General features: G+C 38.8%; 24 protein-coding genes. 10 read left to right on the top strand and 14 right to left on the bottom strand.

Annotated elements, in window-relative coordinates; genetic code table 11:
- Positions 1–10 precede the first annotated feature (10 nt).
- On the bottom strand, positions 11–718 hold the full coding sequence (gene pyrH / locus HCU67_RS01870; RefSeq protein WP_168550913.1) for a UMP kinase: 708 nt from the start codon (positions 716–718) through the stop codon (positions 11–13).
- Between the two features lie 137 nt (positions 719–855).
- Here pyrH and HCU67_RS01865 point away from each other — a divergent pair, with 137 nt between their 5' ends.
- Genes HCU67_RS01865 through HCU67_RS01850 form a run of 4 tightly spaced genes read left to right on the top strand, consistent with a single transcriptional unit; the run spans position 856 to position 3913 of the window.
- Positions 856–1410: a sigma-70 family RNA polymerase sigma factor gene (locus tag HCU67_RS01865; RefSeq protein WP_168550912.1), complete on the top strand. Its 555-nt coding sequence runs from the start codon at positions 856–858 to the stop codon at positions 1408–1410.
- 3 nt (positions 1411–1413) lie between these two features.
- Complete coding sequence (locus HCU67_RS01860; RefSeq protein ID WP_168550911.1) at positions 1414–2205, top strand: HEAT repeat domain-containing protein; 792 nt, start codon at positions 1414–1416, stop codon at positions 2203–2205.
- A gap of 28 nt (positions 2206–2233) precedes the next feature.
- Positions 2234–3103 carry a DUF4097 family beta strand repeat-containing protein gene (locus HCU67_RS01855; RefSeq protein WP_168550910.1) on the top strand — a complete coding sequence of 290 codons (870 nt, stop codon included), beginning with the start codon at positions 2234–2236 and terminating at the stop codon, positions 3101–3103.
- A 3-nt stretch (positions 3104–3106) separates the two neighbouring features.
- A complete protein-coding gene (locus tag HCU67_RS01850; protein WP_168550909.1) occupies positions 3107–3913 on the top strand; it encodes a DUF4097 domain-containing protein in 807 nt (268 codons plus the stop codon).
- Between the two features lie 75 nt (positions 3914–3988).
- Here HCU67_RS01850 and tsf read toward each other — a convergent pair whose 3' ends face one another.
- The 4 genes from tsf to rplM all read right to left on the bottom strand — a co-directional run bounded on the left by tsf (position 3989) and on the right by rplM (position 7097).
- Positions 3989–4813, bottom strand: a complete 825-nt coding sequence (gene tsf, locus HCU67_RS01845) for a translation elongation factor Ts (protein ID WP_168550908.1) — start codon at positions 4811–4813, stop codon at positions 3989–3991.
- 64 nt (positions 4814–4877) lie between these two features.
- A complete protein-coding gene (rpsB, locus tag HCU67_RS01840) occupies positions 4878–6002 on the bottom strand; it encodes a 30S ribosomal protein S2 (protein ID WP_168550907.1) in 1125 nt (374 codons plus the stop codon).
- A 252-nt stretch (positions 6003–6254) separates the two neighbouring features.
- Positions 6255–6641, bottom strand: coding sequence for a 30S ribosomal protein S9 (gene rpsI / locus HCU67_RS01835; protein ID WP_168550906.1), 387 nt, complete (start codon positions 6639–6641; stop codon positions 6255–6257).
- Positions 6642–7097, bottom strand: coding sequence for a 50S ribosomal protein L13 (gene rplM / locus HCU67_RS01830; RefSeq protein WP_168550905.1), 456 nt, complete (start codon positions 7095–7097; stop codon positions 6642–6644). It abuts the gene before it with no gap.
- 246 nt (positions 7098–7343) lie between these two features.
- Between rplM and HCU67_RS01825 the strand changes: the two genes are divergently transcribed.
- Together HCU67_RS01825 and HCU67_RS01820 are read left to right on the top strand one after the other, a co-directional pair.
- Positions 7344–10034 (top strand): DUF5916 domain-containing protein, encoded by a 2691-nt coding sequence (locus HCU67_RS01825; RefSeq protein ID WP_168550904.1) that lies wholly within the window; start codon positions 7344–7346, stop codon positions 10032–10034.
- 56 nt (positions 10035–10090) lie between these two features.
- Complete coding sequence (locus HCU67_RS01820; protein ID WP_168550903.1) at positions 10091–10558, top strand: lipocalin family protein; 468 nt, start codon at positions 10091–10093, stop codon at positions 10556–10558.
- Here the strand turns inward: HCU67_RS01820 and hisC are convergent.
- The 5 genes from hisC to hppD form a co-directional block, all read right to left on the bottom strand.
- On the bottom strand, positions 10555–11652 hold the full coding sequence (gene hisC, locus HCU67_RS01815) for a histidinol-phosphate transaminase (protein WP_168550902.1): 1098 nt from the start codon (positions 11650–11652) through the stop codon (positions 10555–10557). The genes HCU67_RS01820 and hisC overlap by 4 nt on opposite strands.
- A gap of 2 nt (positions 11653–11654) precedes the next feature.
- Positions 11655–12518: a flavin reductase family protein gene (locus HCU67_RS01810; RefSeq protein WP_168550901.1), complete on the bottom strand. Its 864-nt coding sequence runs from the start codon at positions 12516–12518 to the stop codon at positions 11655–11657.
- On the bottom strand, positions 12515–13735 hold the full coding sequence (gene fahA / locus HCU67_RS01805; RefSeq protein WP_168550900.1) for a fumarylacetoacetase: 1221 nt from the start codon (positions 13733–13735) through the stop codon (positions 12515–12517). Before fahA ends, HCU67_RS01810 begins: the two co-directional genes overlap by 4 nt.
- A 97-nt stretch (positions 13736–13832) precedes the next feature.
- Positions 13833–14990, bottom strand: a complete 1158-nt coding sequence (locus HCU67_RS01800) for a homogentisate 1,2-dioxygenase (RefSeq protein ID WP_168550899.1) — start codon at positions 14988–14990, stop codon at positions 13833–13835.
- Positions 14991–15000: 10 nt separating this feature from the next.
- Entirely contained in the window at positions 15001–16131 is a 1131-nt protein-coding gene (hppD, locus tag HCU67_RS01795; protein WP_168550898.1) for a 4-hydroxyphenylpyruvate dioxygenase, read from the bottom strand.
- A gap of 99 nt (positions 16132–16230) precedes the next feature.
- Between hppD and HCU67_RS01790 the strand changes: the two genes are divergently transcribed.
- Positions 16231–16671 carry a MarR family winged helix-turn-helix transcriptional regulator gene (locus tag HCU67_RS01790; RefSeq protein ID WP_168550897.1) on the top strand — a complete coding sequence of 147 codons (441 nt, stop codon included), beginning with the start codon at positions 16231–16233 and terminating at the stop codon, positions 16669–16671.
- Here the strand turns inward: HCU67_RS01790 and HCU67_RS01785 are convergent.
- The gene (locus tag HCU67_RS01785; protein WP_168550896.1) at positions 16662–18353 is read right to left on the bottom strand and encodes a sulfatase-like hydrolase/transferase; all 1692 of its coding nucleotides are present in this window, start codon (positions 18351–18353) and stop codon (positions 16662–16664) included. The genes HCU67_RS01790 and HCU67_RS01785 overlap by 10 nt on opposite strands.
- A 220-nt stretch (positions 18354–18573) precedes the next feature.
- Between HCU67_RS01785 and HCU67_RS01780 the strand changes: the two genes are divergently transcribed.
- Positions 18574–19128, top strand: a complete 555-nt coding sequence (locus HCU67_RS01780; protein WP_168550895.1) for a hypothetical protein — start codon at positions 18574–18576, stop codon at positions 19126–19128.
- Between the two features lie 49 nt (positions 19129–19177).
- Positions 19178–19327: a hypothetical protein gene (locus tag HCU67_RS01775; RefSeq protein ID WP_168550894.1), complete on the top strand. Its 150-nt coding sequence runs from the start codon at positions 19178–19180 to the stop codon at positions 19325–19327.
- A 110-nt stretch (positions 19328–19437) separates the two neighbouring features.
- On the opposite strand, the gene HCU67_RS01770 is transcribed toward HCU67_RS01775, so the two are convergent.
- The 3 genes from HCU67_RS01770 to HCU67_RS01760 all read right to left on the bottom strand — a co-directional run bounded on the left by HCU67_RS01770 (position 19438) and on the right by HCU67_RS01760 (position 24941).
- Positions 19438–20967, bottom strand: a complete 1530-nt coding sequence (locus tag HCU67_RS01770; RefSeq protein WP_168550893.1) for an arylsulfatase — start codon at positions 20965–20967, stop codon at positions 19438–19440.
- A gap of 11 nt (positions 20968–20978) precedes the next feature.
- Positions 20979–23813, bottom strand: coding sequence for a DNA polymerase I (gene polA / locus HCU67_RS01765; RefSeq protein ID WP_168550892.1), 2835 nt, complete (start codon positions 23811–23813; stop codon positions 20979–20981).
- A 117-nt stretch (positions 23814–23930) separates the two neighbouring features.
- A complete protein-coding gene (locus HCU67_RS01760; RefSeq protein WP_168550891.1) occupies positions 23931–24941 on the bottom strand; it encodes an isoaspartyl peptidase/L-asparaginase family protein in 1011 nt (336 codons plus the stop codon).
- Between the two features lie 92 nt (positions 24942–25033).
- Between HCU67_RS01760 and HCU67_RS01755 the strand changes: the two genes are divergently transcribed.
- Entirely contained in the window at positions 25034–25756 is a 723-nt protein-coding gene (locus HCU67_RS01755; RefSeq protein WP_168550890.1) for a copper homeostasis protein CutC, read from the top strand.
- Positions 25757–25765: the final 9 nt, after the last annotated feature.

The following is a 25765-nucleotide window of genomic DNA, read 5'->3' as shown; positions in this document are numbered from 1 at the left end:
GTTTGCCAATTTAAAGATTTACTACTGTTCCAATATTTTCGCCTGAGACAACTTTCAAAAGGTTGCCCTGTTTGTTCATATCAAAAACAACAATGGGCAATTCGTTTTCTTGGCTTAAGGTAAATGCTGTGGTATCCATAACTTTCAGCCCTTTACTAAGCACTTCACTGAAGGAAAGGTTATCAAACTTAGTTGCGGTTTTATCTTTTTCTGGATCAGCTGTATAAATGCCATCAACACGTGTTCCTTTAAGAATGACATCCGCGTCAATCTCAATTGCCCTTAGAACTGCCGCAGAATCCGTTGTAAAATAAGGGTTGCCGGTTCCTCCTCCAAAAATAACCACCCTTCCTTTCTCTAAATGGCGCATCGCACGCCTACGAATAAAAGGTTCGGCAACTTCATTAATTTTAATTGCGGACTGGACTCTAGTTTGCACTCCAACCCCTTCAAGTGCACTTTGTAAAGCGAGTGCATTGATTACCGTTGCCAACATACCCATATGGTCGCCCTGTACGCGATCCATACCTTGGCCAACACCTTTCATTCCTCTAAATATGTTTCCCCCACCAATCACGATGGCTACTTCAACACGCTTTTTAACAACATCTTTAATTTCTTCAGCGTATTCACTAATACGTTTGGGGTCAATGCCGTATTGCTGTTCGCCCATTAGGGCTTCTCCACTAAGTTTCAGGAGAATTCTTTTGTACTTCATTGTCGATTTTTGGAATCGGCCCTAAAATTAATCAAAATAATTGACCACTTATTTTCCCTTTCAGAAGAAAAAATTAATAATTTCTGTAACCATTCTTAAATAATACAGTATACCCTTTCAACTAAGCAATCAAAAAAGTGAATTCGTTAGCGGACAACGCATTAATGTTAAAGGTTAAATCAGGAGAGACCGATAAGCTAGGACTGCTTTATGAACGGCACAAAGGCAAACTATTTGGTTTTTTCTACAATTTAAACGGCAATAGCGAATTGAGTGAAGATTTGGTTCAAAATGTGTTCATACGCATGATGAAGTACAAGCATACCTATAGTGGAGAAGGTTCTTTTATGGCTTGGATGTTTACAACAGCTAGAAATGTTAACCATGATTACTTTAAAAAACATAAAAATGAATTAAAGGAAAATGAGCTTTCCAGTTACGAGTATCGAATTAAAAATGATGAGGATATGGAAAGGGATATTACCCGTAAAGAACAAATGAACCAACTTAAAACAGCAATGAACAAGCTTGACGCTGAAAAGAGGGAAGTTCTGGTTTTGAGCAAATTAAAAGAAATGAAGTTCAATCAAATTGGAGAAGTGTTAGGTTGCTCTGAAGGAGCCGCCAAGGTCAAGGCACATAGAGCTTTGAAAGAACTACGCACAATTTTTATGGAACTTGAAATGAGATAAGACATGAAAAGAGAAGATTTTGAAATTTGGGCCATTGATTACCTAAGGGGTGATTTATCTAAAGAGCAGGAGATCGAATTCAATGATTTTTTGAAGAAGAACGAAAGCTTTAAGGTTGAATTTGATGAATTGTTGACTTCATGGGATATGCTCAATATGGTTTCGATTCCGGAACCATCTGAAAATATGGACGCTAAATTCTACGAGCAATTGTATTTGCAGGAAAATAGTGCAACCGCAACTTCCAGTGAAAAGAATTGGTTTCAAGAAATATTCACTTGGTTTAGACCACAATACGCATTCGGATTAATATTGTTGATTTTAGGATTGGTCGGCGGTTATTTTTTGAGACCTGACACCCAACAGTCTACAGTTCAGACCGCGGTTGTCGAAGATGGAAGTGAAGTTCGTGAAAAATTGGTTTTAACACTATTGGAACAACCTTCTGCTAACAAAAGACTCCAAGGTGTACATGAGGTAACCAAAATGGATAAAACAACGGAAGCCGTAACCAAAGCACTTTTTACCACACTTAATAGAGATTCAAATGTTAATGTTAGGTTGGCTGCGGTTGAGTCTCTTTCAAAATATGTAGAAAACCCTGAAGTAAGGATGGGGCTTATACAGTCGATTAGTAATCAAGATTCTCCCATTGTACAAATTGCACTTGCAGATTTAATGGTGGCCTTGCAAGAAAAGGAATCCATAAAGTCAATGGAAGAATTATTGGATAAACCTGATATAGATACCACAGTAAGTAAAAAATTAAAGGAATCAATCAATCAAATCATTTAATAATTCATTAATCTAAAAACGAACAGTTATGAAAACTTTTAAATCTGTTTTACTGGTACTTACAATTTCTTTAGGAGCTCTGTTACAGGGACAGGAATTTAAGGAAACAATTAAAAAAGAACTTCAATTTTCTTCAAATGGAGAAAATAACATTCTTAATGTTCAAAACGTCAATGGAGGTATAGAAGTGGAAGGCTATAATGGTAACACCATACTGGTTGAGGTTAGGAAGACCATTAAGGCTAAACGCCAAGAGTATGTTGATGAAGGCAGACAGGAAATTGGTATTTCGGTGGAAAATCAGGGTGACCAAATCTATGTTTATTTGGATTCACCGTGGACCTACTTTGATTCAGAAAAAGGTAGATTTTCCCATAGAGAGCAATACAATAATAATGACCGACCTAAATATAGATATCATTTGGATTTTACTATACGGGTTCCCTTTAATACCGGATTAAGTCTAGGAACAATGAATGACGGAGATATTTTGGTAAAAGACGTTCAAGGTTCTTTAATGAACGTGAATAATTTGAATGGGGGTATTGACCTTGAGAATATTGCTGGTACGACTGATGTAAATGCCTTGAATAGGGATATTAATATTACCTATCAATCAAATCCGACAGAAGATTGTTATTACAATTCCTTGAATGGTGATATCACTGTGGTATTTAAAGATAATTTGAATGCTGATGTTTCATTTAAAAGTATGAACGGTGATTTATATACGAATTATGATACCGTGACCTTAAAGCCCGAGGTCGTTCAAAAAGAGATTAAAGGAAAAAAAGGTATTAAATATAAGATTGACTCCAAGGAATCTTTTCGGATTGGAAATGGAGGGATAAAACTTGATTTTAATTTGTTGAACGGAGATGCTCTCGTAAAAAAATAACCAATGAAAAAGATATTTCAACTTTCAATATGTTTGATTCTGGCGATAAGTTTGCCAAGCTCAATTTTCGCACAAACTGATGAGAAACTGATAATACCACTTAGTAATCCAAATGAACCGGGTTTTCTAATGATAAAATTGCTATACGGTTCAATAACAGTAAATGCACATTCTGATAAAGATGTTGTTGTAGAAACTAGAAGTAAATCAAAATCTTCAAGGAGCACAACCAAAGATGGTCTGAAAAAAATAGGGTCTTCTGGTAGTGGGTTCTCTATTGAAGAATACAATAACAAAGTTTCGATAAAGGCTGGTGCAAGCAACAAGAAAATGGACTTTATAATTTATGTACCAAAGAATTTCTCACTTAAACTGGGCGCAGTTAACAATGGTAATATCGAAGTTAATGGGGTTCATGGCGATATGGAAATCAGTAATACCAACGGGGCAATAACGCTCAACAATATTGGTGGTTCTGTGATTGCAGATGCTTTAAATAGAAATATAGTGGTGAGCTTTGACGCGGTTGACGGTAACGCTCCAATGGCCTTTACAAGTTTGAATGGAAATTTAGACGTTACTTTTCCTTCAAGTGTAAAAGCAGATATAAAGGCAAGAACAGAGAATGGTAACGTATACACCGATTTTGAGATGAGTCAAAGGTTGACGTCAAGCGTAAAGGAAAATAAAAATTCAAATGGCGTGTATAAGGTAAATGTTGATAAATGGATTTTAGGTCAAATCAATGCTGGTGGTCCTGAAATGTTGTTTAAGACATTAAATGGTAATGTTTACATCAGAAAGAAATAATTCAATCAAACCATATTTAAATAAAAAAGCCTTAGAATAGAAATCTAAGGCTTTTTATTTTGTATTAGAGGTAATTTAACCTAGGGCTACTCTTTGAAAACCAGTAACCTCTAGAGCAGCTTCAACCGATTTGACATAATCAGCCACGCTTTGTTTGCTGTCTTTAATGAAAGCCTGGTTCACCAAAGTATTGTCTTTGAAGAAACGCTTTAATTTTCCTTTTGCAATATTGTCAAGCATAGCTTCTGGTTTGCCTTCTTGACGTAATTGATCTTTTGCAATTTCAATTTCCTTATCAATGATTGATTGATCAACCCCTTCTTCATTCAATGCAACAGGATTCATTGCAGCAGCCTGCATGGCTACATCCTTAGCAGCTTCGGCAGCACCATCAACAGCAGCTGAAAGCCCAACCAAGGTTGCAATTTTATTACCTGCGTGAATGTATGAACCCACGAAAGGCGCACTCAAAGTTTCAAAACTTCCTATTTCAATCTTTTCACCAATAACACCAGTCTGTTCGGTAAGCTTTTCAGCAACAGTCATTCCATTGAAATCTGCTGTAAGAAAAGAATCCTTGCTGTCATGAACTAGTGCCAATTGGGCCAAATCATTTGCCAATTGAACAAAACTTTCATTTTTTGCAACGAAGTCGGTTTCGCAGTTCAATGAAATCACAACCCCTTGATTGCGATCGTCATTGACTTTTGCAATTGCCGCACCTTCAGAAGAATCGCGGTCAGCTCTTTTGGCAGCAACTTTTTGTCCTTTTTTACGAAGGATTTCAATTGCCTTATCGAAATCACCGTCGGCTTCAACAAGGGCCTTTTTACAGTCCATCATTCCAGCACCAGTGGTCTTTCTTAATTTATTTACGTCTGCGGCGGTAATATTTGCCATTTTGTATTTGAATTAAAATTTATGAAAAGTAAAACGCGAAGTGCGTATTCTATATTGGTTTATTCTATTCTTCTGAATCTTCTACACCACCCTTAACACTATCTTGCCACTCCTTAAGTTCATCCCATTTTCCTTCAGCGGCCATCGTAGCTTGTTTGCCCCAAGATGTTGGATCTAGATGAGCTAATCTTGGGCTTGCTTCGGTCAAAATGGTTTTTACATTTTCAGCATCTGCTTTTGCTAAATCTGCGTAGGTGCTAATGTTAGCGGCTACCAATGCTTCTGCTGCTTTAGGACCGATACCTTCAACTTTTGTTAAATCATCAGGGTTTGAAGTGGTCTTTTTTGCTTTTGGAGCTTCTTTTGTCTTAGGCGTTGGAGCTTCTTCCTCCTCCTTTTCGAGAGCATCTGCTTTCTTAGCTACTGCTTCTTTCGCTGCTTTCTTTTCTTCTTTTTTGTCTTCTTTTGCAGCTTCTTTTTCGCTTTGACCTTTTTCAGCTTTTCGCTCTGCCAAGCCTTCACCAATGGCAGCAGTTACTTGTTCCATGATAATTTCGATGGATTTACCTGCGTCATCATTTGAAGGTATGATAAAATCAATCGGTCTTGGATCAGAGTTGGTGTCAACCATCGCGAAAATTGGGATGTTCAACTTTAATGCTTCTTTTACCGCAATATGCTCTCTCATTGTATCAACAATAAAGATTGCACCAGGTAAACGAGTCATATCAGCAATGGAACCTAAGTTTTTCTCCAATTTGGCCCGTAGACGATTAACTTGAAGCTTTTCTTTCTTTGAAAGCGTGTCAAAAGTTCCATCTTTCTTCATTCTATCGATAGCGGTCATTTTCTTAACTGCTTTTCTGATAGTAACAAAGTTGGTCAACATACCACCAGGCCACCTTTCAGTAATGTATGGCATATTTACTTTTGAAACTTTATCAGCTACAATGTCCTTTGCTTGTTTCTTAGTTGCTACAAATAGAATTTTTCTGCCTGAAGCAGCAATTTTTTTCAGTGCTTCGTTGGCTTCTTCTAGCTTAGCAACGGTTTTGTAAAGGTTGATAACATGAATTCCATTACGCTCCATATAGATGTATGGGGCCATGTTCGGATTCCATTTTCGGGTTAGGTGTCCAAAGTGTACACCTGCGTCTAATAAGTCTTTGACTTCTGTTTTGTTTGCCATTTTTCGTTTTAGTTTACGTTCCGTTGAGATAGCAATGGTTTGGTGGTCATCTATTGAATTGCCCTAACCATTTAGATGCTAAACTAATTTTCAAAAAAGTCGATTGCCTTCTTTCTTGAAACAACGACAACTTTATTAATATTTGCCAAAAATCCACAAGGAATAATTGGGCTTTCAATGAACTTTTTCAGGCAATACCTGAATTGAAATATAAAAGGGAATCCTGACAATCGGTGCCAGGATTCGAAATTCTTAACGCTTAGAGAACTGGAATTTCTTCCTTGCTTTCTTCTGACCGAACTTCTTACGTTCTACCATACGAGGGTCGCGAGTTAATAAACCTTCTGGTTTCAACACTTCGCGATTTTCTTCGTTGATATGGCACATTGCGCGTGATAGAGCCAAACGAACAGCTTCTGCTTGTCCGGTTATTCCACCTCCGTAAACATTGACTTTTACATCATATGCGTCAACATTTTCAGTTAGCGCAAATGGTTGTTTTACTTTGTACTGTAATGGAGCAGTAGTAAAGTAATCTTCCAATTTTCTTTTGTTCACGGTAATTTCTCCTTTACCTGGTGAAAGATATACTCGGGCAACCGCAGTCTTTCTTCTTCCTATTTTATGAACTACTTCCATTTATTTGAAGTCGTTTAAGTTAATGGTTCTAGGCTTTTGGGCTTCTTGACCATGCTCAGAACCGGCGTATACTTTCAAATTTCTAAAAAGGTCAGCACCAAGTTTATTCTTAGGTAGCATTCCCTTTACTGATTTTTCAATTATTCGCTCTGGATGTTTTTCCAATAAGTCGAGGGCAGACGTAATACGTTGTCCACCTGGGTAACCTGTGTAACGTTGGTACTCCTTATCATTCCACTTATTACCACTCAAGTTTACCTTTTCTGCGTTTATCACTACAACATTATCACCACAATCAACATGAGGTGTAAAACTTGGTTTGTGTTTTCCACGTAAAAGTTTGGCCACTTTTGATGCCAAGCGCCCTAAAGTTTGGCCTTCAGCGTCAACCAATAACCACTCTTTGTTAGCAGTTGCCTTATTGGCTGAAATCGTTTTATAACTTAATGTATCCACGTCAAAATAATTATTGAAACTACCGTTCTCGTCAAACGGGCTGCAAATGTACACTAATTACATTGAAATGCAAATGGTTGCAAGCCATAAATTTTCACTTTTTGCAAAGCACCGTTTATGTTAACATATTTTAGTTAAAGACATGTTAAAAAACAGCTTCAAAATTACAATCCTGTAACTAATTCAAAAAACGGAAGTCTTTACGCCAGACTCATCAATCAACTATCAATCAAAAAACGAACAGTCATGCCTAAACAACTTTCCATTTTGGCTATTGCCCTACTTTCCATTTTTTCATCACGGGCGCAAGATTTAACTGAAACCAATCCAAACAAGGAAGAAAAAAAATCGGAATTAGAAGTTGTTCCAAAAAAGATTTATGTAACCAATACTATAGGTGATAACGATTACCCGGTTATCGACGGAATTTTAGACGACCCTGCCTGGAATCTAGTTGAGTGGGGTGGTGATTATATTGAAAACCAACCAGACGAAAATACACCTCCTTCCTATCAAACAAAATTTAAGATTCTGTATGATGAAAAAAATTTATACATCGGTGTACGTTGTTATGATGCAGAGCCCGATAAAATCGTTAGAAGGTTGTCTCGCCGAGATGGTTTTGATGGAGATTGGGTAGAGTTCAACATTGACAGTTATCATGATAAGCGCACTGCATTTTCATTTACGGTAACGGCCGCTGGGGTAAAAGGGGATGAATTTATATCTGAAAATGGAAATAATTGGGATGGTAGCTGGAATCCGATTTGGTATACAAAATCACATGTTGATGAAGAAGGTTGGACCGCTGAGCTGAGAATTCCCCTAAGTCAGCTGAAATTTGGAGATGCCGAAGAACAAGTTTGGGGTTTACAATCCACTCGCAGATTTTTTAGGGAAGAAGAACGATCCTTATGGCAACGTAAACCAGTTGACCAACCAGGCTGGGTCAGTGAGTTTGGTGAATTGCATGGTCTCAAGAATATCGAGCCTCAAAAACAGTTAGAGATTCAACCATACACCGTGGCCAGTGGTGAAACTTATGAAGCCGAAGATGGAAATCCTTTTCGAGATGGTAATGAAACCGATATTAATTTCGGGTTGGATGCTAAAATTGGTATAACCAATGATTTGACCCTCGATTTGACAGTCAATCCTGATTTTGGTCAGGTTGAGGCAGACCCTTCTGCCATAGCTTTAGATGGTTTTCAAATTTTCTTTCGTGAGCAACGACCATTTTTTGTTGAGAATAAAAACATTTTTGACTTTAGGGTATCGAGGTCTGAAGCGGGAAATACTTTTGGTTCTGATAATGTCTTTTATTCAAGAAGAATCGGTCGTAATCCACAGGGATTTCCATCTACTAATACAGGAGAGTTTGTAGACCAGCCAGATAATACACCGATTATCGGTGCTGCGAAGTTTAGTGGAAAAACTAAAGATGGTTGGGCAATAGGAGTTTTAGAAAGTGTTACCGCACGTAGATTTGCAGATATTACCGATGGACAGGGAAATAACAGACGAGAACAGGTTGAACCTTTGACCAATTATTTTGTAGGAAGACTTCAAAAAGATTTTAATGAAAGAAATTCCTATATCGGCGGTATGTTTACTGCAGTAAATCGAGATGCCTTGACTGATAATCTCAGTTTTTTACACCGTTCAGCCTATACCGGAGGGTTTGATTTTAAACATCAATGGAACAATCGAGATTGGTATGTTGGGGGCAATATTAACTGGAGCCATGTTGAAGGTAGTACTGATGCAATTCAAAGAACACAAGAATCGATTACACATCTTTTTCAAAGGGAAGGGGCAGATTATTTAGAGGTAGATCCTGAAAGGACCTCGTTGACCGGAACTGGTGGAAATGTTCAAATTGGGAAAGTCGGTGATGGTCATTTCAGATTCGAATCAGGCGGAACATGGCGTTCTCCTGAATTGGAATTGAACGATATCGGATTTCAGCGCCAGTCAGACGATATACGTCATTACACTTGGGTTGGCTACCGTACCTTAAAACCTGACAGCACCTTTAGACGACTAGGTATAAATTATAACCATTGGACTGCATGGGATTTTGGTGGGAATCATAATTACCTTCAATTCAACACGAACAGCTGGCAGAATTGGAAGAACAACTGGTTTACCAACTTTGGGTTCAACTATGCACCTATTCAGTATTCCAATTTTGCACTGCGAGGTGGACCACGTCTAAGAAACTCGCCTTGGATGAGTTTTTGGAATGGGATTAATACGGATAATAGAAAGAAAATACGCTTCAATGTTTTTCATAATGGGAGAAAGGCCGTTGACAATTCTTTTAGGTCATATTACATAGAAGCGGGCTTTACCTATCAACCTTTTAATGAACTTCGGGTTTCAATGTACCCTTCTTACAATACGAATAACGATAAATTACAATTTGTCAATAACCTTGAGGCGAATGGTAATCCAGTTTATCTAAATGGAGAAATTGACCAGCGAACCCTTAGCATGTCAATTCGTGTAAATTATACCATAAATCCAAACCTTACGGTACAGTATTGGGGCCAACCTTTTATATCAAGGGGTAGATATTCCAATTTTAAAAGTGTGACCGATCCATTGGCGAAAAGATTTGAAGATCGGTTTATGCAATATGAAGGTGCTCAGATTAATCTTGTTGATGGCTCCTATGCTGTCGATGAAAATACCGATGGCAATGTCGATTTTACTTTTGGTAATCCTGATTTTAACTTCGTTCAATTTCGCTCTAATTTGGTCATCCGTTGGGAGTATATTCCAGGTTCTGAAATATTTTTAGTTTGGTCTCAAGATGTATCCCAATCAGCTGATCCAACTGCTGGGCTATTAACTAGCCTAAACGACAATATCTTTGGACAGACGCCCCAAAATATTTTTCTTTTAAAGGCTACTTATCGCTTTGTCTTTTAGATGTTGAAAGATTCGCTTACTTTTTTCGTTATATATTTTGAATCAAAATTTGAAATATGAAAAAGATAGGTTGCCTAATTTGTTTGTCTTTACTGTTTTTTGCGTGCTCTACCGACGGGGATGAGAATGAAAATACGGTTTCGGGAATTGTTGGTTCTTGGACGGCAATATCATTAAATGGTGCAGTAGGATTTGATTTGAATGGTGATGGGACATCTTCAAACAACGTTCTTGAAGAACTACCATGTTTTGAATCGTCAATTAATTTTAATGAAGATGGAACTTACAGTGCAACGACTTCCGATATTGCATTTAGCGGAACTGGACTAACAGATATTATGGCAGATTGTGACGGAACTACTGATGAGAATGGAATATATTCATTTAGCGGAACTTCCTTAACGATAGACCCAGATGATGATGAACCGTCTACTGTTGACGTAGTATTGGTAGGTGATACCCTAACGATTAATGAAGTGGATGACGAGTTTGGTCCTGTTACCTTGGTATTGCAACGAAATTAGGGCATAATTTTTTTCATTGCCGTAATTAAAGCCTCGTTGGCTTCTTGATTACCAATAGTAATGCGAACTTTTCCTGGTGCTCCAAATTGAGTTACAGGTCTGACCATAACACCATGTTCCATCAAATTGTTGGTGAATTCCATCTCAGGCAAGGGAGGCTCGATAATAAAGAAATTGGCTTGACTTGGCCAAAACCTTATTCCAAGTTCGATAAACGAATCAGCTAAGTATCTTCGCCCTTCCTTGACGGTTTTGACGGTTTCTTCAATAAAATTTTCATCATTTAATGCCCCAATTGCAGCTTCCAAAGAGGGTAATGGCATTAAAAAAGGTTTATGGATCAGCCTAAGGTAATTCGCGATAGTTTTTGTAGTATAACCATAGCCTATTCTGAGTCCGGCTAAACCATAGGTTTTAGAGAAACTATTCAATCCCAAAATACTATAGCCTTGTTTGACATAGGGCAAAGCCGTTATATAATCTTCGGCATCTGCGAAATGACGATAAACTTCGTCGAAAACAATAAGTATATTTTTTGGGACCCGAGCTAAGAAAGATTCCAATTTGGCTTTTGGAATGTAAGTGCCAGTTGGGTTGTTTGGATTGGTCAAAAAAATAACTTTGGTTTTTTCATTTATGGCTTGCAAGATACCTTCAACATCTAAATCATAGTTCGGTTCCAAAAGGGGAACATCTATTTGCTTTGCACCGTACCATCTAGAAAAAACAGCGTATGGTAAAAAGCAAGGGTTGGAAAAAATAACCTCATCCCCTTCAGAAACAAATGCTCTAAGTAACATATCAATAACCTCCGAGCCGCTATTGGCGGTTATAAACTGGTCAATATCCAATTCGCTATTAAAATCCTTGACCAATGCTTCCCTTAGTCGAATATCTGTTTGATCAGGATAAATATCTATTTGTGATAAGGCGGTTTTTGCTGCTTCAACTGCTTTCGGAGAAGCCCCTATTGGATTTTCGTTTGAAGATAATTTGTAGATTTTCCTAGCCGTTGATGGAATGTTCTTTCCACCCTTGTAGACTTCCTTTGGTTCAAGATGTGCCTTGAAAATACTTTCGATACCTTTTTCCATGATTAAATCGTTTCGGCATACATGAGCAGTGCCATAGCTTCTTTTGAATTGCCGGATTCTAAAAGTTGCTTTGCTTTTTCATGCAATTTCGATTTGGAGCTAATTGGGTATTGTTTAGCAACAATTTCAATTTCCGTTGCTGTTGAAAGTTCTTCCAGATTTCCTAATCTACCTAAATTATTACCGGTTAAAATTGCGCTTTCTCGAATTCCTTGAGGTAATGCATCAACTCCGATACCTTTGCTACGAAGGGGTTTTGGTATTTCAAAAAGGGCATCGCCGTTTGCTTTTATATACCAGCTTCCACCCATTCTTCCTACTAAATCCAATTTTTCTGTATCGAGCGAGCCATTTGTTACATAGGTTTCATTCAAGTGTATCCGTTTTACCTCGACTATGATTAAATTGCCCGCACCAGGGGTTTCGGCCAATTCAATGATTTCTCTAACAGTACATTCAAATGAAACGGGGGCTTCACCAACTCTTGGGGGTTTTACCAAATCACTCGCAACCTCTGTCAGTCCTGATTTTTCGAATTCATTGACCCCTTTAGCATAGGCCGTACTCGATAGGGACATTTGCTCTACAATCTGGTGATTCACAACATTGATAACAACTTCGGGTACTTCTCTGATATTCAAGTGTGTATGTTTCAATGAGCCATCTCGACCACTTCTTGAAGGTGAAAAAATCATCACAGGAGGTGCAGAACTAAAGACATTAAAAAAACTGTATGGACTTAAATTCACGTTGCCATTAGTATCTACTGTGCTTGCAAAGCAGATAGGACGAGGAGCTACTGCAGTCAATAATATACTATGCAGCTCGGGTTGTGAAATTGAGTTTGGGTCAATGGTTTTTGTCATTTTGCAGGTAGAATTTTAGCAGCAACTTCACCAAAACCAACTCGTTTTCCATCTTTTTCGGCATAACCGCGCATGGTTACGGTATCGCCATCTAAAATGAACTTACGTTCAGTCCCGTCTTTCATTTTTAAGGGTTTGGTACCCATCCAAGCCAGTTCCAACATTGAACCGTATGATTTTTCATCTTTACCAGAGATGGTTCCTGATCCATATAAATCGCCAACCTTGATATTGCAGCCATTGACTGTATGGTGGGCCAACTGCTGAGCCATATTCCAATACATGTATTTGAAATTGGAATGGCAAACAGTTTGTTCTTCGTTTCCTTCTGGAGTAATCCCAACTTCTAAACTGATATCGTAATTTTTGTTTCCTTCATATTTTAAATAAGGAAGTACTTCAGGATTTTGCTTTGGACCAGCTACTTTAAAAGGTTCCAATGCTTCTATGGTGACAATCCATGGCGAAATGTGTGATGCAAAGTTTTTTGCCAAGAAAGGTCCTAGCGGTACATATTCCCACTTTTGAATATCACGAGCTGACCAGTCATTGAACAACACCAGTCCGAAAATGTAATCTTCGGCATCTGCTGTAGTAACCGAATCACCCAAGTTGGTGTTTTTTCCGGTGATAAAGCCCATCTCCAATTCAAAGTCTACACGTTGGGATGGACCAAAAACGGGTTGTTTTGAATCAATCGGAATGGTCTGTCCCTTCGGTCTATGAATCGGTTCTCCACTCACGACAATTGAACTTGCGCGACCATGGTAACCTACAGGAATATGCTTCCAGTTGGGGAGCAGGGCATTTTCCGGGTCACGAAACATCTTTCCTACATTGGTGGCATGCTCAATGCTTGAATAGAAATCTGTATAGTCACCTACGGAGACCGGCATATGCATTTGTGCATCAGATTGCTTGACAAATAATTCGGGTTTGTTTGCCAAAATAGAAGTATCATCCTTTAGCCAGCTTTGAATATCTGAACGGACTTTTGAGGTAACTGATTTCCCCAAAGCAATAAAAGCGTTTAAGAACTCCTGATTCAGTACTGATGAATCAAAATCGAAAACGTTAAGTTTATGCACTTCTGCCAAGTCTAATATATGCTCGCCTATGGCAACGCCCGCACGTTTACTTCGGTTTTTGGTAGAGAATATCCCGAATGGAATATTGTGTATTGAAAAATCTGAGTTTTCAGGTATGTGTATTATCATTTAATTTTTTTTGTCATTCCTGCGAAAGCAGGAATCTTTTGAATAATTGATGTGGATTCCCATTTTTATGGGAATGACAAATTGATGTTTTTGCTTTTTATTCCACCCAAGACTTATAGTATTCCCCATCGTCAATTTTCAGGGCATTTTCTGTTACTTGCAATGGTTTGAAGGTATCAATCATCACAGCAAGCTCTTCGGTTCCTTTTTTACCGATACTCGCTTCATAGGTGCCTGGGTGCGGTCCGTGTGGAATACCAGCTGGATGTAATGAAATATAACCTGGACCAATACCGGTTCTACTCATGAAATCTCCATCTACATAATACAACACCTCGTCAGAATCGATATTGGAATGATTGTATGGTGCCGGTATTGCCTTTGGATGGTAATCGTACAATCTTGGGCAGAACGAGCACACAACAAATGCGCTGGTCTCAAAAGTTTGATGAACAGGTGGTGGTTGGTGCACACGACCCGTAATGGGTTCAAAATTATGAATGGAAAAACCATAGGGGTAATTATAGCCGTCCCAACCAACTACATCAAAAGGGTGCGTAGCATACACCAAACTGTGCAGCATGCCCTGTTTTTTGATTTTCATCACAAATTCCCCCTTTTCGTCGTGCGCTTTTAAGTTTTGGGGCAGCTTATAATCCCGCTCACAATATGGCGAGTGCTCCAATAACTGTCCAAACCAGTTTCGATAACGTTTGGGCGTATAAATAGGATGAAAAGACTCTACATATAAAATTCGGTTGTCCTCAGTATCAAATTCAATTTGATAGATCATCCCTCGCGGAATAATCAAATAATCTCCATACTCAAATGGGATATCCCCTAAAAACGTTTTTAATGTTCCAGTGCCTCTATGAATGAATAGCATTTCATCTGCATCTGAATTTTTATAGAAATAACCAGTCATTGATTTTTTAGGTGCCGCCAGACCAACATGTACATCGCTATTCACCAATAACGGTTCACGGGCATCTAAAAAGTCGTCTTTGGGTTGCACATCAAAGCCAATCAATTTTCGAGAAAGAATGTTTTTCGCAACCGCAATTTTTGGGGTTAAATCCAACGGTTCCCCAATTGATTTAATTTGCGTTGGACGATGAATATGGTATAGCAAAGATGACATTCCGTCAAATCCAATTGTGCCAAATAGTTGTTCATAATAGAGCGAACCATCAGGTTTTTCGAATTGGGTGTGCCTTTTTCGTGGAATCTTTCCGAGTTTATGATATATCGGCATGATTTATTTTTTAGTGCAATGTTCCTCTAAGTTCTTGTTCGCGCTCGATGGCCTCGAATAGTGCCTTAAAGTTACCTTTTCCGAAAGACTGTGCCCCCTTTCGCTGAATGATTTCAAAAAACATTGTTGGTCGCGGTTCTACTGGGCGGGTGAAAATTTGTAATAAATATCCCTCGTCATCCCGATCAACGAGAATACCTAGTTCTTTCAAAGGAGCGATGTCTTCATCAATCTGACCTACACGGTCGGTCACGGCTTCGTAATAAGTATCAGGAACACGTAAGAACTCAACACCACGACTTCTTAAATCGCGTACCGTTTTGATAATATCATTGGTTGCTACAGCAACGTGTTGCACGCCCTCGCCTTCATAAAAATCCAAGTATTCTTCAACTTGAGATTTTTTCTTCCCTTCAGCAGGTTCATTAATCGGAAATTTGATACGACCATTTCCGTTGCTCATCACCTTGCTCATTAAGGCCGTGTATTCCGTTGAAATATCCTCATCATCAAATGACAGAATATTTTTAAAGCCCATTACATTTTCATAGAATTCTACCCAATGGTTCATTCGGTCCCAACCAACATTACCGACCATATGGTCAACATATTTTAAGCCGGTTGGAGCAGGGTTGTAATCAGGTGTTTCCCATTTTTTAAAACCAGGTAAAAAAGTACCGTTGTAATCCTTGCGTTCAACAAAAATGTGAACTGTTTCGCCGTAGGTATAGATACCGGCACGAACTACTTGACCATGCTCATCTTTTTCAACTTTAGGATCCATGTAAGATTTTGCACCTCTGGCAACGGCAGTTTCATAAGCATATCTAGCGTCTTCTACCCAAAGTGCCACAACCTTAATTCCGTCACCATGTGTGTCGATATGTTTTCCAATTTCAGTACCGCTACGTAAAGGCGATGTCAAAATCAAACGAATCTTATCTTGAATAACAACATAACTTTCACGGTCTTTTAAACCTGTTTCCAAGCCTGCATAAGCAAATGATTGAAAACCAAAGGCGGTCTTGTAGAAATGGGCAGCCTGTTTTGAATTGCCGACATACAGCTCCACATAGTCTGTACCATTTATGGGCATGAAATCTTTAACTTCTTTTTCTTGGGGTAAAGTTGATGTCACCATGGAAATATATTTTGATTATCTTAAAATTGTTGTTGATGCAACAAAAATAGTTATTTTTGGAACACGAAAACATTTTAGAAATAAAATTTTAGGTAAAAATTGCTGAATCAAATTGACGAAATACAGGGAATAGGGTTGCACCTAGATTTGGTGTTACGTAAAATTCAAGAAGCTTACCTGCGAACATTTGAAGAATTAGGTGTGGATATGACCATTGAACAATGGGTAATTCTACATCAAGTTTATGAGATGGGTGAAGATGCTTCGCAGCGAGAAATAGTTCAGTCCAATTTTAGGAATCGCGCTACAATTTCGAGGGTTATCGGGGGATTGGAGCGAAAAGGTTGGTTGCAAAAAACTCGATTCGAAGGGGATCAAAAGCGCTTTAAAATAGAACTCACTAAAGAGGGTCACCAGCTTATTGAGACTGTTTTGCCAGAAGCTAAAAGACTACGAAAAAATGCCATAAAAAACTTGGATGCCAACGAATTTGAGAACTTTTTAAGGGTATTGGAACAAATAGGGGAGAATTATTCTTGACCTGAATATTCGACTACTTCACTCCTTTCGAATCCTAATCTATGTGCAATGGCTTCAATTTCATGATTCCCAGTATCCTTTAGAGGTGCTTCATATATTTTCCAACCGTTGATTGAATCGTTTTTCATACGATATCCTATTGATGCTCCTTTAGTGTCACATGAAATTTCAAGTTGACCACTCACGATTTGAAATTTCGGTATTGCTGTTATCGGTTGTACCCCGCCCGGCCAAAATTCGGCGATAAGGTCCTGTTCGTTTAGCAGCCCTTGGTCATTTATTGCGATTACCCAATCTTCACATGCTTTCCGCATTTTAAGTAATCTTTCACTGAAAGCCTCATCTCCCGCCAGATTTTTCAGTTCGAATGGGTCAGCATTTAAATCGTAGAGTTCCTCTTTTGGTTTTGGATTTTTGAACCATAGCGCTTGTGCCGCCGTGAGTTTATTCTCTTTTTTCAAACGCAGTAATTCTTGCATTATGGGCATGTTCTTTCTATAAGCCACATCTGCATATACTGGTTTATCAAGCTCGTAATTCTTGATGTACTTAAATTGTTTATCCCGAACGGAACGAATCTTATCTGAGAATTCATCAAATCGGTCTGCAGCTCCAAATACAAATTCAGGTTCTGTTTTCCGCATATACTCACCTAAGAATGCTTTGCCCTGTATGTGACTTGGGGGATTAATTCCTGCTAATGAAAGTGTTGTGGGCGCCAAATCAATAAAACTGATAAGTCGTGAATCTCGTTCGCCAGAAAATTGTTTATCAGGAAATCGAATAATCATGGGAACCTTTACTCCGCCTTCATAAAGCAATCTCTTTTGTCGTGGTAATGGTCCGCCATGATCGGTATACCAAACAACAATGGTACTGTCTAGAAGTCCATCTTCTTTCAGTCCTGCCAAAATAGAGCCTACTTTTTCATCCATTTCAAGAATGTTCGAGTACATTCTTCTTACATCCTTTTGACCTACTTTGGTATTCGGCAAATATGGTGGAACAGGGACTTCCGCGTCATCTTCAACCCATAGGGAATCCAGGGCTTTTGCCCATATTTGGGATTCATGGGTCACCCCAATATTGAAAACGGAGAAAAAAGGTTTGTTTGGAGGTCGATTTCTCCAATGTCCGTTTCCACTACTTTCATCCCAAGCCGTCATCGTTTTTATAAACTGATAATCTTCCTTGGCATTATTGGTACAATAGTATCCTTCTTGGCGAAGATATTCTGTGAACATTCGAACATCACTTGGGGGCACTGCTTCATAAGGAATGTTTTCCTCTGGAAGGGATTTATATCCTTTTATGATGTGTTTTGGTAAATTTTCGTGCATCCATGGGCCAGTACGCATGTGACTCGCTCCAATACTATTGGCATACATTCCTGTAATAATTGAAGCCCTAGCAGGTGAGCAAACGGGGTGTGGGCTAAAGAAATTATCGTAGCAAACACCTTCTTTTGCGAGCCAATTGAGGTGAGGGGTCACTATAGTACTGTCTCCGAAAGATGGAATAGTAGGACTCATATCTTCCGCTACTATCCAAAGAATATTGGGTTTAAAACTTAGAGTTGGGTTAGGTGCAAGGGTTAAATCTTTGTCAGAAACCTCCGCTTTTTTTTCGTCGCAACCAAAAACTAATAAAAGGAATAATACCCCAAGAACTAAATGCCTCACACCTGAATTTTAACTTATACTAAAATAAGAAACAGATTGTAGTAATTTATTTTGAGCTTGCTTAAAATGGTGACCATAATTGGCTGATTAGAAATTATTTATCCAAAAGAAGTCTTAAAATCACCTTTTCGGGGTAAAATACCATAGAAATTGGATAATTCTATCGATGTTGGCATTTTAAAACCATCGGAATTTTGCATCGTATTTTAAATACGGTGTTATGAAAAAACAGACATTTTATCCCACTATTTGGTCACCAATGCCATTTAACTTCGGTTTTTTAGCTCAGGGTGACATAAACGGTAGACGTATCAAAGAAGTGATACTAAATAACCAGATGGTAGCAGAACTTGGGGTTTCTGAAATGGAATTGAATATTAACAGATTTGCCGCATTTGATATTCATGGCAATGAACATCATATTTTAGACTTTCCAGGTCAAAGTGCATTGAAAATTCAAGGCATGGCATCAGGTAATTTTCTACGATCAAGAAAAAGTGTAAACCTAAATTCTGGAACGTATACAACCTTTCGTTTTTATTTGAATAAAGAAAATAAGTTCACCTATAATGATGGTTTGGTCGAAGACGTATTCTCTTATGACCATTTGGATTTTACAATAGAAAACAACCTAATCATTGATGGGAGTCAGCCTTTAGAATTAAAGTTTTGGTTTGATTTTGCCCCATTCAAATTGAGCAGCTATTTCAAGAGTATAACCGATTTATTTAGAAAAGAGGGCAACCAAAGACCTCGATTGGCCAGAGGCTATTAATTATAGCCTCAAAAATTAAATGAAAGGAATATCTACTAAACGTATAAATATGAAGAATAATCAAAGATATTATCCGAGCATGTGGCAGACTTATCCTTTTTCAATCGATTTGTTTATACATGCCGAGAGAGAAGCATCAAAAAAAGCCGCTAAAAAGAAAACAATAAAATCAAGATTCAAATTGGCATTGGGTTTTTAATTCAAATTAAAAACGAGCGATAAGGCACCTTTTCAGGTGCCTTTTTTATTTTTTGGAAAATTAATTTAGGGATTATTAGGACGAAAAACGCAGGGTAATACCTGTTTGTATCAGTTGTCGCCCAGCTCTTTAAAATGAAATTTGGGATTTAATGCTTGCGTATGCTGTTGACCCATAATTTCTTCCATTAGTGCAATGATTTCAGGAAATTTCTCTGATACGTCAGTATGTTCCTGCTCGTCTTCTTCGAGATTATAAAGTTCTAAATTCAGATTTCCCTCAAAAATATTCTTTCGGATACCTTTCCATTTACCCTTTCTTACAGCCTGTTGGCCGTTGTAACTAGGAAACTCCCAATAGAGAAATTCATGTTCAGGTTGATTGTTCCCCAATAAAGTCGGTAGAAAACTCAAACCATCAATTTCATCAGGTGTTTCAATATTGACTACATCACATATTGTGGGTAGCACATCATAAAAAGCCGAAATGTGATTTGTTGTAGTGCCTGCTTTTATTTTGCTGGGCCAATTTGCTATCATTGGTACGCGAATACCACCTTCATAAACAAACCCCTTAGTTCTGCCATAGCCGTTTTCAAAGGGCTTGGAACTTTGAAAAAAATCAAAATCAACACCGCCGGTATACGTTGGACCATTATCGCTTGAGAAAATAATCAAGGTGTTTTCAAAAAGCCCCAAAGATTTCAACTTGGCGACCAATTCTCCCAATTGCTGGTCTAAATGGGTAATCATTGCGGCATAGGTGGCACGCGGGTATTCTGAAGGAAAATACCCCTTGTCGCCAATGTATGGCTCTTCTTCACCAAATACTATTCTATATTCATCAACCAAATCTGATGGAGCCTGTAAGGGTAAATGTGGCAGGGGTGAGGCGTAATACAAGAAAAAGGATTCTTCCTTATGATTATTTATAAATGAAAGTGCTTTTTCATGTATTAAGGTTGGTGCATAATCTTTTTGAATAAACTGCTCGAAAAATCCACTCCCCTTCGGATTGCTGAGACTGTCCCATTTTTGATGAGGGGCGATTAATTTGTTGTTAAGCACCACTTTTGTCTGGTTATGCCATAAATGACTTGGGTATAAATTATGTGCCTGGCGTTGGCAATTGTAACCATAGAATTCATCAAAACCTTGGTTGTTGGGGTCGCCTTTAGATTGTGGGGCACCCAATCCCCATTTTCCGAATATACCTGTAATGTAACCTTTGGTTTTAAGTAGTTCTGCAAGTGTAACCGTTTCCGCTGGTATTGGTCGTTGTCCCTCGAGTGACGAATCTTTGAACATAGCGGTGTAATTCCAAACATCACCTCGTTCATTCCATTCATCGTTCCCTCGAATATAAGCATGGCCCGCATGTTGACCGGTTAGTAACATGTAGCGTGCTGGGGCGCAAACAGGGGCTGCTGAATAATGCTGGGTAAATTTCATGCCCGATGCTGCCAAAGCATCGATATTTGGGGTTCTTATTTTCTCTTGCCCGTATGTACCTGTTTCTCCATATCCTAAATCGTCAGCTAAAAAATAAATGATATTCGGCCTTTTTTCCTGTGAAAAAATCGTGACATTGAAACTTAATGCAAGCAAGAAAAACAGAAAGATTTGAAAACCTTGGCTCATTTGAATTGGGCTTAATGTGCTTCTAACCAATTTTCACCAATACCAACTTCTACATCTAATGGGACCGCCATTTTGTAGGCATTTTCCATTTCGTTTTTTATAAGCTCCTTCATTTCTTCAAGTTCTGGTTTGTAGCAATCAAAAACCAATTCATCATGTACTTGAAGTAGCATTTTAGTCCTATACTCCCCTTCAGCTAGTTTTTTGTGGATATTAATCATCGCTATTTTGATGATGTCAGCGGCACTACCTTGAATTGGTGCGTTCACTGCGTTTCGCTCCGCAGCTCCTCGCACTACTTGATTACCTGCATTAATATCCTTTAAATAGCGACGACGACCCAAAACGGTCTGTACATAACCATTATCCCTAGCGAAATCAACTTGTTCACTCATATAATTTCTGAGTTTAGGATAAGTCTTGTAATAGGTGTCGATGAGTTCTTTGGCCTCTGCACGGCTAAGATCTGTTTGATTACTCAATCCAAAAGCCGAAACACCATAAATGATTCCAAAATTTACTGTTTTTGCATTACTACGCTGTTCACGTGTGACTTCGTCAATTGGTACGTCAAAAACTTTTGAAGCGGTCGATGCATGAATGTCCTCACCATTTTTAAAGGCCGAAATCATCGTGTCTTCTTCACTTAAAGCAGCAATAATTCGTAATTCTATTTGGGAATAATCTGCTGCAAGTAAAACATGGTCTTTATCCCTTGGAATAAATGCTTTTCGCACCTGCCTGCCGCGCTCAGTGCGGATAGGAATGTTTTGCAGATTAGGATTGTTACTACTCAACCTGCCTGTGGCTGCTACCGTCTGCATATAATCGGTATGAACTCGACCACTGTTTTTTTGAACTTCGTTTGGGAGTGCATCTACGTATGTGCTTTTGAGTTTTGAAAGTCCCCTGAAATCTAATACGTTCTGAATGATTTCGTGATCTTTTGCTAAATAGGACAACACGTCTTCAGCCGTGGAATACTGACCAGTTTTGGTTTTTTTTGGCTTGTCGACCAAATTCATCTTGCCAAAAAGTATTTCACCCAATTGTCTAGGCGAGGCAATGTTGAATTCTTCCCCTGCCTGCTCATAAATTTTTGATTCTAGGGATTTGATATCCTTATCCAATTCAACTGACAATTCGTTCAAAAAACCCTTATCCAAATTAATGCCTTCACGCTCCATATCGGCCAATACGCGTAGCAACGGAACTTCAATTTCATCAAACAATTTATCGGTTTTGGCTTCGGATAGTTCAGGGCGAAAGTGTTGTGCTAATTGAAAGGTTACATCAGCATCCTCAACAGCATATTCGGTCTGCTTCTCCAATGGTACGTCGCGCATGCTCAATTGATTCTTTCCCTTTTTACCAATCAATTCAGTTATGGATACTGGTGTGTAGTTTAAATAGGTTTCAGAAAGCACATCCATATTATGACGCATATCAGGATTGATGAGGTAGTGAGCCAACATCGTATCAAAGAGTTTACCTTTTACATGTACATTATAATTTTGAAGCACCTTGACATCATATTTAAGATTTTGTCCAATCTTTTCAATATGCTCTGCTTCAAAGAAAGGACGGAATTTTTCAATGCGTTCCAATGCTGCTTCCATAGATTCAGGAAATGCCACGTAAAAACCTTTGCCCGCCGACCATGAGAAAGCAATTCCTACCAATTTTGCCTCCAATGGATTAATTGAGGTGGTTTCAGTATCAAAACAAACCGAAGTTTGCCTCATTAATTTCTCTAAAAATAGGTCCATGGCAACGCCGTCTTCAACCAATTGATAGAAGTGGGGAATATCACTAATCGTTTTTCTACTGTTGACATCTTTAATTGTCGCTGCAGCCTCTGAGGGGTCACCTCCAAATAAGGTAAATTGACCACTGCCAGCTACTTTGGCTTCTTGCTTTGCGGTTGGGGTACTTGTAACTTGGGTTGTTGTTTCTACCTCACCTGAGAAAATTTTAATGAATTGCTCTTTTAATCTCCTGAACTCTAAATCTTCAAAAATCTTTTGTACAGCTGCAGCATCAGGCTCGCACATTTCGAAATCTTCGGCATTGAAAGTGACATCGCAGTCTATTTTTATTTCAGCAAGTTTTCTCGATAAACGGCCCAAATCTGCATTGGCCTCAACTTTTTCTTTCATTTTGCCCTTGAGCTGATCGGTATTTGCAAGTAAACCTTCCATAGACTCAAACTGCTCCAAGAACTTTTTTGCAGTTTTATCACCTACTCCTGGCAGACCTGGTATGTTGTCACTGGCATCACCCATCATTCCGAGATAATCAATTACCTGTTCAGGTCGTTGCACTCCAAATCGCTTTTGTACTTCGGGTATGCCCCATATTTCAATACCATTGCCCATACGAGCGGGGCGGTACATAAAAATGTTCTCAGAGACCAACTGTCCAAAATCCTTATCAGGGGTTACCATAAAGGTTTTGTAGCCTTCTTTTTCCGCTTGTTTGGCCAAAGTACCGATGAGGTCGTCGGCTTCGTAACCTTCCAATTCCACAACCGGAATTTTCATAGCCGTAAGAATCTCTTGAATGTAAGGCACTGCGATTTTTATCGCCTCAGGGGTTTCATCTCTGTTTGCCTTATAATCTTCAAAAAGCTCAGTACGTTCCACACTTCCCCCTTTGTCAAATGCAACTGCAAGATGGTCTGGTTGTTCCCTTTTAATGACATCAAAAAGCGAATTGACAAAACCCATTATCGCAGAGGTATCCATGCCTTTTGAGTTGATTCTAGGGTTTTTTATCAGTGCGTAATACCCACGAAAAATCAGAGCATAAGCATCTAAAAGGAAAAGTCTTTTTTGTTCGGACATGTTTTTAAAGTTAGGATGTGGTCTTTGATATTTTCACAGAATGACCAAAACTAAAAATAGGTAAAAAGAAATCAGAATCAAGAGTGATTTTTAAAGACTAATCAACAAAATGACCAATCATGAAATTATGTGGTCCTCCGTGTTTTTATAGAAACTATTAGAAGGAACGTTTTCATGACCTGTTGGGTCATATTTACGATAGCTAAATCCAGGATGAACACAATAGGCTCCAGTTTCGCCATTTTTATTGATGGCCAGAAAACCAATCTGAAAATCCTTCCGACCTTCATTCTTTTTCATTATACGCTTTACTCCTTCTTCACAGGCCTCTTGCGGAGTTTTGCCTTGTCGCATTAATTCTACAATCAAAAAACTGCCAACAGTCCGGATCACTTCTTCTCCGACTCCTGTTGCTGTTGCTCCCCCAACTTCGTTGTCAACATAAAGGCCTGCACCGATTATGGGTGAATCACCCACTCGACCGGCAACCTTGTATGCCATGCCAGAAGTGGTGCAAGCGCCAGCAATATCACCATTGCCATCAATAGCTAGCATGCCAATGGTGTCGTGGTTTTCGATATTAATGGTGGTTTCATATTTTGAGGTTTTCAGCCATTCTTTATATTGCGCTCTGGTGCTTTCTGTAAGTAAATCTTCTTTTTTAAAACCTTGTTCATAGGCAAATTGTTCCGCACCTTTTCCAGCTAGAATGATATGCGGTGTTTCTTCCATTACTCTGCGTGCAACCGAAATGGGGTGAGCGATATTTTGTAGGTATACCACAGAGCCACAGTTTCCATCCTTATCCATAATGCAAGCATCTAAGGTCACATTACCATCTCTATCTGGCCGACCACCTTTGCCAACCGTTTCGTTGCTAACATCCGCCTCTTCTATCCGGACTCCTTGTTCCACGGCATCTAAAGCATTGCCATCCCCATTCAATACTTCCCATGCTTTGGCTGAGGCGTTCTTGAAATCCCAAGTGCAGACCACTATCGGTTTGTTTGCTTCTTTTGTATTGTCGATACTTTTATCAGTTTCATTTTTACAAGATGTCAAAACTGTGGCAGTGGCCAAACCTGCGCTACCCAAGCTCGAATTTCTAAGGAATTTTCGTCTGTTCATATAGTTGGAATATTTGTACTCAAGATACCGATTTGAACTGAATGCTCCTATCTTTGGACTTCTGCCTCTGAAGGAGTGTAAAAATTAATAGGATGCTAGTAGAAGTCTGTTGTAACTCATTGGAATCAGCATTAAATGCCCAAAAGGCAGGCGCGGACCGAATTGAACTTTGTTCAGAACTCGGGGTTGGAGGCTTGACCCCATCTTACGGACTTTTAAAGTTAGTTAAGGAAGCACTTGAAATCCCGATACATGTTTTAATTCGCCCTAGAGGCGGACATTTTAGCTATTCTGATTCCGAATTGAAGGTTATGAAGACGAACATAGCTTTTTGCAGGGAAATTGGCGTAAATGGTATTGTGACGGGCGTATTGACCAAGGATTTTTACGTGCATCGAGACCAAACTGCAGAATTGATTGAAGCAGCCAAATCAATGAAATTCACATTTCATCGTGCATTTGATTGGGTGGTCAATCCACATGATGCCATTACTGAATTAGACGAATTGGGTGTGGATACTGTTCTAACCTCTGGTCAACAACCGAATGCAGATGTCGCGCTAAAACTGTTGTTAGAGCTTCAAGAAAAAACGTCAAAAGTCCAAGTGATGGCTGGCGGGGGAATCAACCTTTCAAATGCTTTACTTTTTAAAGAAGCTGGTCTTTCTGCAATCCATTTGTCAGGCTCAAAATTTGGCCAGGTGGTCAATGTAAGTCATAAAATACCTATGTCATCTGCAAAACATTTACAAGAGCATCAGGTTGCAGTAACAGATTCAGAAGTTGTTCGTCAAGTCATCAATGCAGTTAAATAAACTCAAAAC

This window comes from Croceivirga thetidis, from assembly GCF_012272815.1.
Lineage (GTDB): Bacteria > Bacteroidota > Bacteroidia > Flavobacteriales > Flavobacteriaceae > Croceivirga > Croceivirga thetidis.
The sequence above is the reverse complement of the archived record's forward strand: the minus strand, read 5'-3'. Positions and strand labels throughout refer to the sequence as shown.

What these genes read in the sequence shown, in the direction of transcription:
- pyrH (WP_168550913.1), bottom strand. Translation starts at nt 718, where the DNA reads ATGAAGTACAAAAGAATTCTCCTGAAACTTAGTGGAGAAGCCCTAATG.
- HCU67_RS01860 (WP_168550911.1), top strand. Translation starts at nt 1,414, where the DNA reads ATGAAAAGAGAAGATTTTGAAATTTGGGCCATTGATTACCTAAGGGGT.
- HCU67_RS01855 (WP_168550910.1), top strand. Translation starts at nt 2,234, where the DNA reads ATGAAAACTTTTAAATCTGTTTTACTGGTACTTACAATTTCTTTAGGA.
- HCU67_RS01850 (WP_168550909.1), top strand. Translation starts at nt 3,107, where the DNA reads ATGAAAAAGATATTTCAACTTTCAATATGTTTGATTCTGGCGATAAGT.
- tsf (WP_168550908.1), bottom strand. Translation starts at nt 4,813, where the DNA reads ATGGCAAATATTACCGCCGCAGACGTAAATAAATTAAGAAAGACCACT.
- rpsB (WP_168550907.1), bottom strand. Translation starts at nt 6,002, where the DNA reads ATGGCAAACAAAACAGAAGTCAAAGACTTATTAGACGCAGGTGTACAC.
- rpsI (WP_168550906.1), bottom strand. Translation starts at nt 6,641, where the DNA reads ATGGAAGTAGTTCATAAAATAGGAAGAAGAAAGACTGCGGTTGCCCGA.
- HCU67_RS01825 (WP_168550904.1), top strand. Translation starts at nt 7,344, where the DNA reads ATGCCTAAACAACTTTCCATTTTGGCTATTGCCCTACTTTCCATTTTT.
- HCU67_RS01820 (WP_168550903.1), top strand. Translation starts at nt 10,091, where the DNA reads ATGAAAAAGATAGGTTGCCTAATTTGTTTGTCTTTACTGTTTTTTGCG.
- hisC (WP_168550902.1), bottom strand. Translation starts at nt 11,652, where the DNA reads ATGGAAAAAGGTATCGAAAGTATTTTCAAGGCACATCTTGAACCAAAG.
- HCU67_RS01810 (WP_168550901.1), bottom strand. Translation starts at nt 12,518, where the DNA reads ATGACAAAAACCATTGACCCAAACTCAATTTCACAACCCGAGCTGCAT.
- fahA (WP_168550900.1), bottom strand. Translation starts at nt 13,735, where the DNA reads ATGATAATACACATACCTGAAAACTCAGATTTTTCAATACACAATATT.
- HCU67_RS01800 (WP_168550899.1), bottom strand. Translation starts at nt 14,990, where the DNA reads ATGCCGATATATCATAAACTCGGAAAGATTCCACGAAAAAGGCACACC.
- hppD (WP_168550898.1), bottom strand. Translation starts at nt 16,131, where the DNA reads ATGGTGACATCAACTTTACCCCAAGAAAAAGAAGTTAAAGATTTCATG.
- HCU67_RS01780 (WP_168550895.1), top strand. Translation starts at nt 18,574, where the DNA reads ATGAAAAAACAGACATTTTATCCCACTATTTGGTCACCAATGCCATTT.
- HCU67_RS01775 (WP_168550894.1), top strand. Translation starts at nt 19,178, where the DNA reads ATGAAGAATAATCAAAGATATTATCCGAGCATGTGGCAGACTTATCCT.
- HCU67_RS01770 (WP_168550893.1), bottom strand. Translation starts at nt 20,967, where the DNA reads ATGAGCCAAGGTTTTCAAATCTTTCTGTTTTTCTTGCTTGCATTAAGT.
- polA (WP_168550892.1), bottom strand. Translation starts at nt 23,813, where the DNA reads ATGTCCGAACAAAAAAGACTTTTCCTTTTAGATGCTTATGCTCTGATT.
- HCU67_RS01760 (WP_168550891.1), bottom strand. Translation starts at nt 24,941, where the DNA reads ATGAACAGACGAAAATTCCTTAGAAATTCGAGCTTGGGTAGCGCAGGT.
- HCU67_RS01755 (WP_168550890.1), top strand. Translation starts at nt 25,034, where the DNA reads ATGCTAGTAGAAGTCTGTTGTAACTCATTGGAATCAGCATTAAATGCC.